Source organism: Sinomonas sp., from assembly GCF_036848755.1.
Lineage (GTDB): Bacteria > Actinomycetota > Actinomycetes > Actinomycetales > Micrococcaceae > Sinomonas.
Window position 1 is genome coordinate 1 of sequence record NZ_DAIUJO010000160.1, and the last position, 6,306, is coordinate 6,306.

The following is a 6,306-nucleotide window of genomic DNA, read 5'->3' on the forward strand; positions in this document are numbered from 1 at the left end:
ATCACTCTGCGCCATGGCACGGCGCGCACGGGTGATCGCAGCCTCTGGATTGATGGTGGTCGTCATGCCCGCACCTCCTTAGATATAAGCAAGCTTATCAAGCTTCTCTGCTTCGCGAGGGATGACGAGGTCCTTCAGGGGTGGGGTGGTCTACTGCGTCGAAGCAGAGGGCGACGAGGACCCAGTGGTGGTGCAGCGCTGGGTGCCGGCGGAACGGCTAAGGCCGGTCCGGGCCGGTCCGGGCCGGTCCGAACGATGCCTTCGGACTGCGCTGAGCGGTTAGGCAATGCGCGAGCAGGAGTCGGGCCTGCGCGGTTTGAACGTCGAGTCGCTCATTCGTGCGCCTTCCCCGCGGTCTCGTGTAGGCCTATCCCGAAATATTGCAATATTTCAGGGCTTCGGCCGCGCGCCGGTGACCTTCTCGATGTAGTCCCGCACAGCTTCGTCCAGGACGGCGGCAATCGTGGTGCCCTGTTCATCCTTGTACGTTGAAAGCCAGTCGAGCAGATCAGGGTCCAGTCGATTGGTGAAGGTGACGAGTCGCTTCTTGGGGCGCCGGGCCAAGTGCTGCGGGTTGCGGTCCAGCCTGGCCTCCCCCATCGGCTGCGCGGCGGGTGCCGGCTCTTCGCGGGCAGCGCCGGCGGCGACCGCGCCGACGACATCTTCGCGGGGCGCCCTGGACAGTGGAATCTGTGGCTGGCGTTTGACGCTCATCGAATGTTCAGCTCCTTCTTGATGGCGTGGGCGTGGAGGGTGAATGCTTCAGCCGCCTTCGCCGCACCGCGGGATGAGATGCGCGTCAGCGGAACACGAGCCGACTGCCCGTCAGCGATGGCGGTCGTGCGTGGGATCTCGGGTTCGACCACAGCCTCCCCGTAGGCATCGACGAGGGCCTGCCGCTGGTAAGCATGCTCCGCGGTCCTGGCGTAGCGGTTGATCACAACTTTGGGCTCTCCGAGGGACCGGTTGTACATGGCGCTCCCCCGCACTCGGTCCACGAGCTCGAGGTACTTCACCACGCCTTTGACGCTGAAGGCTTCAGCGTCAGCCACAACTCGGGTCTCGTTGGCATAGATCAGTCCGTTCAGCGTCAGTCGGCCAAGGGCAGGCGGCATGTCCAGGAGGATCACGTCGTACTCCTCGTCTATCCCGGAACCGTCTGCTGCGTTGCGAAGCCGCTGCTCTGGAGCCATGAGGTTCTCGGCTTCAATCCGCGCCAGCTGCTCATCTCCGGGCAGAAGACTGATTCCTTCGAAGTCCGTGGAGACAACAACCTGTCCGAGGGTTCCGGCCTGCTCGTTGTAGACAGCATCAAAGATGGTCAAGTCGAATTCGGTCTGGTTGCCCACGAGCACATCAGTGAGGTTCCGCTGCGGGTCGAGGTCGCCGACCAGGACCCGGCAACCGATGATCTGGAGCGCGTTGGCGAGGTTCAGAACGTAGCTGGTTTTGCCGACCCCGCCTTTCCTGTTCCCTACCGCGATCACATGGGCCATCTGGCATCCTTCCAAAGTCCTTGTTGCAATATTGCATTCTTGCTTGCAATAAGGCGTTATTGCTTGCCGTATTGCAAGCATCCTATTCGCCGTCTTGCATGCTTGCAAGCTGCAATATTGCAAGCATGCAAGACGACCTGAGGGGTGCCTAGTATGCCGCACGGATGTTCCACATCCCTGCGGCATCGGCGTACATGCCGGGGGGCGGCCAGTATTCGTCTGTCTCCGGGTCGTAGAGATCTGCTTCTGCCAACTGGCGGTCTGGGTGGTGGCGGTCGAGCCAGGCATGCCAGGCGGCACGCTGCTGGCGGTGGATGGTGAGTTGTGCGGCGACGTCTTGGTCGGCACCGAGTCGCTGGGCGAGCTGGGTGAGGCTTGTGGTGTGGGTGATGTACCAGCGTTTGTCCTGGTCGCGGCGGATCATGCCGAGCGCTGACATCTCGGCCAGAGCGCGCTCGGCGGTGCTGGCACCGATCTTGGCCTGCTGGGCGACCTCCTTGGTAGTGGGGGAGAGGCGGCTGCGTTCGATGGCTTCGTAGGCGAGTGCTGCGGCGGGACCCAGGACGCGGAAGACAGGTCGGATAGCGTGGATTTTGCCCTGACGCCAGCTGAGGTCGCGGGCGAGCTCACGGTACTGCTGAGGGAGTTCTACGAGGTAAACGTCGGCGTTGCGGTGGCGCGCGTCCGCGACCTTGGTGACCATTCCATCCGAAAGCTGCGCCAGGCGATGCAGCAGCCTCGCCACAGTGCTGTGGTGCTGCCCCAGGGCAAGTGCGAAGGTCCGGCAGCCGACGTCGAGCGTATCGGTCTCCATGGTCCTCATGTAGGCCAGGACGCCCCTGATGAGGAACCGCAGGCCGATCCCCTCGCGGCCGTACTTCTGGAAGCGTGCATCAAGTACCGCGTAGAGCACGTTCTCTAGATCGTTGACCAGCTGGTGCACTGCAACCGCGCTGAGTGCCCCCCCGGTGGGTTTAGTGGGGCTTGTGTCGCTTTTAGGGGCAGTTCTCTTCCCTTGGCTGCTGGCGGTGAATTCGAGGGCCTTTGCCCACTCGGCCTCGAGGAGGCGGGAGAGCTGGGCGGGGGACTGGTACAGGGCTGCGAGGCCGCGGAACTGTCCCGTCAGCTCTCCTCGCACCTGGTCGAGGGTCCACCCGCATGCTGCGAAGTGGTTCAGGACGGCCATGCGCGCTTCAGACGGCGTGCGGTGACGGGCTGTGTCGAACAGGCCGGTCTGGGCGATCGCACGGAGTGGGGACTGCCAGCCGGCCGTCGGGGTGCAGGATCTGGCGTCGCGGGCCTTCTGGGGCGTCAGGGGGGAGGGGGCGGCCTTCGCCCGGAGGGCGGCCTCCTGGCGGTTGCGGCGCAGCTCAGGTGCGAGCGCCCGGCGGAGCTTGTCGACGTCCCCGGCGGGGTTGCGCCTCCTGAGGATGTCATAGGCCGACGACAGCGGAGTGATGAGCTGCTGGCGGCCGCCGCGCTTGTGGAGGGTGCCAGGAACGCGGATGCAGCCGGTGGAGGGGTTCTGGTGCGGGCTCGCGTCCATGCTGGGGGCCGTGCGGGCCAGCGCGGCCACGAGTTCGCGGGCCTCTGCGCCGTCCATCGGTTCGGCGAGTGGTACGTACAGGTGCCGGCCGCCGGCGGGAGAGAAGTCCTCGACGTAGCGCAGGCCACAGGAGGCCAGCAGGGCACCGAGGCGTTCTGCGTCATTGTCGACGACGGCTTTGGTCGCCTTCGAGGTGTCCAGGTCCAGGCAAAGTGTCGTGACGCGGCCTGCCGTGTCGTGGATCAGAACGGCCGCGGGAGCCCGTGGGGGCACGGCAGTGAGCTTGTGAGGGGTGCCCGGGTACTGGAACTTGCCCCGGACCCAGCGGCCCGCCCGGTACGCCGGCTGGCCTGCGATCAGGGGCGCAAGGGCCCACGCCTGCTCAGGTGTGACTGGCGCGGACAGCGCTGGCGTGGCAGACACGCCGACCCGGCTGTCCGTCTTGAGATCCCGCTCTGGGAGCACGGCATGTAGACTTGTGGGCATAGCAGGAGGACTCTCCTAGAGGGTGTGACTGTCGGAGCCCTTCACCCGGTCCCGCCAAGAACTTGGGGTGGAGAGCTTTAGAATTTGATATAGGAAGGCCCGCCTAGGCGGGCCTTCCTCGTTTTAACTGGCTTTTGCGATGGGCAACGACTCCGGTAGTTCCTTACGGTCGAACCAGGAAGGGAGTCCGTCCGACTGCATCTCAGCGCGGAGCTGTCCGAGAATCAGTTCCATCGCCTCACTTGCCGAGATCCCTGCGTGCTTTGCCATGAGGAAAACAAGATCCTTGTGTTCCCGTGGCACCGAGGTAACGAGCTGGACATTGTCCAGCGCCGTGCCACGCTTCCGTCGCAATGCAGTACTCATGAACCGAACCTAGCCTTAGGTCTAAGGATTAAGTGGGATCCTGCGCCGTGTCGCCCGGAAGCCCTCTGGAAGCCAGGAGGCGGCGAGGCATCCAGCGTCCACGCCGACTCCGCCGGGTTCCAATGAGAGTCGGCCGAGGCGGGTTCTACCGACCGTCGAGGTAGGTGAGGAGCCTCTCCGCCTCGCGGTCGCGCACGTCCCGGTTCAGCCGGTATACGACCCGCTGACCCTGGCGGTCGCCCTCTGCGTCCGAGTCGACTAGGCCGAGCTCTTCGAGCTCGCGGAGGTGGCGGAAGACGGTGTGGTAGGTCGCTTCCAGGTCGCGAGCGATCTGTCCGGATGTCTCTCCGTCGGGATGGCGGGCCAGTTCGCGGATCACGGCAGCGCGGATGGCGGAGACGCCGAATGCGCTCATCGCGGTCGCCTCGGCCGGTCCCGTCGGCGTAACCCTTGCATTTCGCGTCACCGTCCCATCTTGCCGCAGGTCCTTCGCTGTTGCGCTTGACTCTAGCATCCATTGCTAAAGTAGCCTAGCAATGGATGCTAGGGTCGGGTCGTCACCGGGGCATGCGGGGGGTCCTTTCCCCGCGGTTTGCAAGTATTTCAGCTTCTTGTAACCCCTGTGACTGGTTTGTCATTGAGGGCTGGTAGGTGTGGTGGGCAGGGGGTGGATGGGATGAAGCAGGGGATCGGGTGTGCGGTGGTGGCAGGGATGGCAGCCCCGCTGATGCTGCTCGCTGCCGTGGTGGTCCTCTCGCCCGGGGACGGCGCGGCACAGGCCGCGGGCTGCGGCGGAGCTGCGGCGTCCCCGAGGATCTCCGCCCCGACCCAGGCAGCCGGTTTCTCCGGGGAGCAGCTGGCGAACGCAGCGGTGCTGATGGACGATGCGAAGCAGCTCGGCCTGCCGGTGGCCGCGCAGGTCCTCGTGGTGCAGGCCGCGATCGGTGAGTCGACGCTGCGGAGCATCGACTACACGGACGCCGCGGGCACTGTGAACGGCGTCGCGGTCACGGTCGGGATCCTCCAGCAGGACGACTCATACGGGCCCCGTTCGGCCCGGCTGGACGTGGCGAAGGCGGGCACGGGGTTCCTGTCCCGTCTCAAGGACGTCCCCGGCTGGGAGTCGCTGGAGCCGACCATCGCGATCCACCGGGTCCAGCGCAACGCCGACCCCCAGCACTATGCGAAGTACCGCGGCGCCGCGCTCGAGGTCGTGCAGTCGCTCTCCGGGGCCAAGGTGTCCGTCGGGGACTGCAGCGGCGGCGGTACCGCGGCGGGCGCAGGGGATGACCTGCCGTGGGGCCACGGGCCTGTCGACGCGCCGAGCGGTCTGGGCATGTACACGCGCGAGTGCGTGGACTTCGCCCTCTGGCGCGTGAACCAGGCGTACGGATCGACGTCGGCGCCGTTCAGGTTCACCAACGCGGACTTCCGCGGGGACGGCGGCGTGCTCGGCAACGCCGTGACCTGGCTGGACGGCTGGCGGGCGAAGGGCTGGCCCGTCGGGACGACACCCCGCGCGGGTGCCGTCGTCTACTACGCCCCGGGCGTCGGCGGAGCCGGCGACGTCGGGCACGTCGCCGTGGTGAAGGCCGTCAACCCGGACGGGTCCTTCCTCGAGGAGGGCTACAACGGCAACCTTCCGCCGGACGACCACACCTACTACATCCGCACGGTGCAGGACGTCACGCCCACGGCCTTCCTGTACGTGCCTTCGAAGGGATGATCCGCATGCTGCAGAAGACCATGGCCGCCGCGGCCGGCACCTTGCTGGCCCTCGCCTGCGCCGCGTGCGCCCCGGCCGCACCGACCGCGCAGACGGCCCAGGCGCCGACGCCCACTGCGTCCCTGAGCCGCGGCGACCGCGCTCAGGCCCAGAGCGCGCCGCCGCTGCCCGTCTCCTCGTGGGACGCCGCCAGTGAGCAGAGCGCGAAGGACACGGCCGCCAAGGCCATGGCCCTGTTCGCCCGGCCCCGGGTGGACCAGCGGCAGTGGATCACGGACCTGGCGCCGATGCTGTCCCCGGCGTACCGGACCGAGGCCGAGTACATCAACCCGGCCCGGGTGCCGGTGAGCAAGGTCCTCTCCGGCCCGGCCCTGAAGGCCTCGTCCGGGGACCCCATGACCGTCAAGGCGGTCTTCACGACCGACGCGGGGGAGTGGGTCGTCCTGCTCCACCGCACAGCAGCGGCGCAGCCCTGGCTCGTCCAGGACATCGCCTCCAACGACGCCTGAGAAAGAGGAGAGAACCCAGATGGCGATCGACAAGAGCAGGATCCGCGAATTCCCCCCGATCAGCATCACCATCAAGGACGACGACGGCGGGGAGCTGCTCATCGGCGCATCCCGGCAGACCGTGGTCGGCGGCAGCGAGGTCGAGGTCCGACGCGAGCTGCTGGGCCTGGTCGTCGC

General features: G+C 66.6%; 6 protein-coding genes. 2 read left to right on the forward strand and 4 right to left on the reverse strand.

Annotation, left to right across the window (positions count from 1 at the left end; genetic code table 11):
* Nucleotides 1-390 precede the first annotated feature (390 nt).
* The 4 genes from V7053_RS17330 to V7053_RS17345 form a co-directional block, all read right to left on the reverse strand.
* On the reverse strand, nt 391-714 hold the full coding sequence (locus V7053_RS17330; protein WP_136611064.1) for a hypothetical protein: 324 nt from the start codon (nt 712-714) through the stop codon (nt 391-393).
* Nucleotides 711-1,496: a ParA family protein gene (locus V7053_RS17335; RefSeq protein WP_136611063.1), complete on the reverse strand. Its 786-nt coding sequence runs from the start codon at nt 1,494-1,496 to the stop codon at nt 711-713. The genes V7053_RS17330 and V7053_RS17335 overlap by 4 nt, the downstream gene beginning before the upstream one ends.
* A 148-nt stretch (nt 1,497-1,644) precedes the next feature.
* Complete coding sequence (locus V7053_RS17340; RefSeq protein ID WP_334173514.1) at nt 1,645-3,528, reverse strand: hypothetical protein; 1,884 nt, start codon at nt 3,526-3,528, stop codon at nt 1,645-1,647.
* Between the two features lie 511 nt (nt 3,529-4,039).
* Nucleotides 4,040-4,309, reverse strand: a complete 270-nt coding sequence (locus tag V7053_RS17345) for an ArsR/SmtB family transcription factor (RefSeq protein ID WP_168928716.1) — start codon at nt 4,307-4,309, stop codon at nt 4,040-4,042.
* 297 nt (nt 4,310-4,606) lie between these two features.
* Between V7053_RS17345 and V7053_RS17350 the strand changes: the two genes are divergently transcribed.
* On the forward strand, nt 4,607-5,620 hold the full coding sequence (locus V7053_RS17350; RefSeq protein WP_334173515.1) for a CHAP domain-containing protein: 1,014 nt from the start codon (nt 4,607-4,609) through the stop codon (nt 5,618-5,620).
* A 5-nt stretch (nt 5,621-5,625) separates the two neighbouring features.
* Entirely contained in the window at nt 5,626-6,129 is a 504-nt protein-coding gene (locus V7053_RS17355; protein WP_334173516.1) for a hypothetical protein, read from the forward strand.
* Nucleotides 6,130-6,306 lie beyond the last annotated feature (177 nt).

Excerpts from the sequence above, each read along its gene's own strand:
- V7053_RS17335 (WP_136611063.1), bottom strand. The coding sequence starts at position 1,496 with ATGGCCCATGTGATCGCGGTAGGGAACAGGAAAGGCGGGGTCGGCAAA.
- V7053_RS17350 (WP_334173515.1), top strand. The coding sequence starts at position 4,607 with ATGGCAGCCCCGCTGATGCTGCTCGCTGCCGTGGTGGTCCTCTCGCCC.
- V7053_RS17340 (WP_334173514.1), bottom strand. The coding sequence starts at position 3,528 with ATGCCCACAAGTCTACATGCCGTGCTCCCAGAGCGGGATCTCAAGACG.
- V7053_RS17345 (WP_168928716.1), bottom strand. The coding sequence starts at position 4,309 with ATGAGCGCATTCGGCGTCTCCGCCATCCGCGCTGCCGTGATCCGCGAA.
- V7053_RS17355 (WP_334173516.1), top strand. The coding sequence starts at position 5,626 with ATGCTGCAGAAGACCATGGCCGCCGCGGCCGGCACCTTGCTGGCCCTC.
- V7053_RS17330 (WP_136611064.1), bottom strand. The coding sequence starts at position 714 with ATGAGCGTCAAACGCCAGCCACAGATTCCACTGTCCAGGGCGCCCCGC.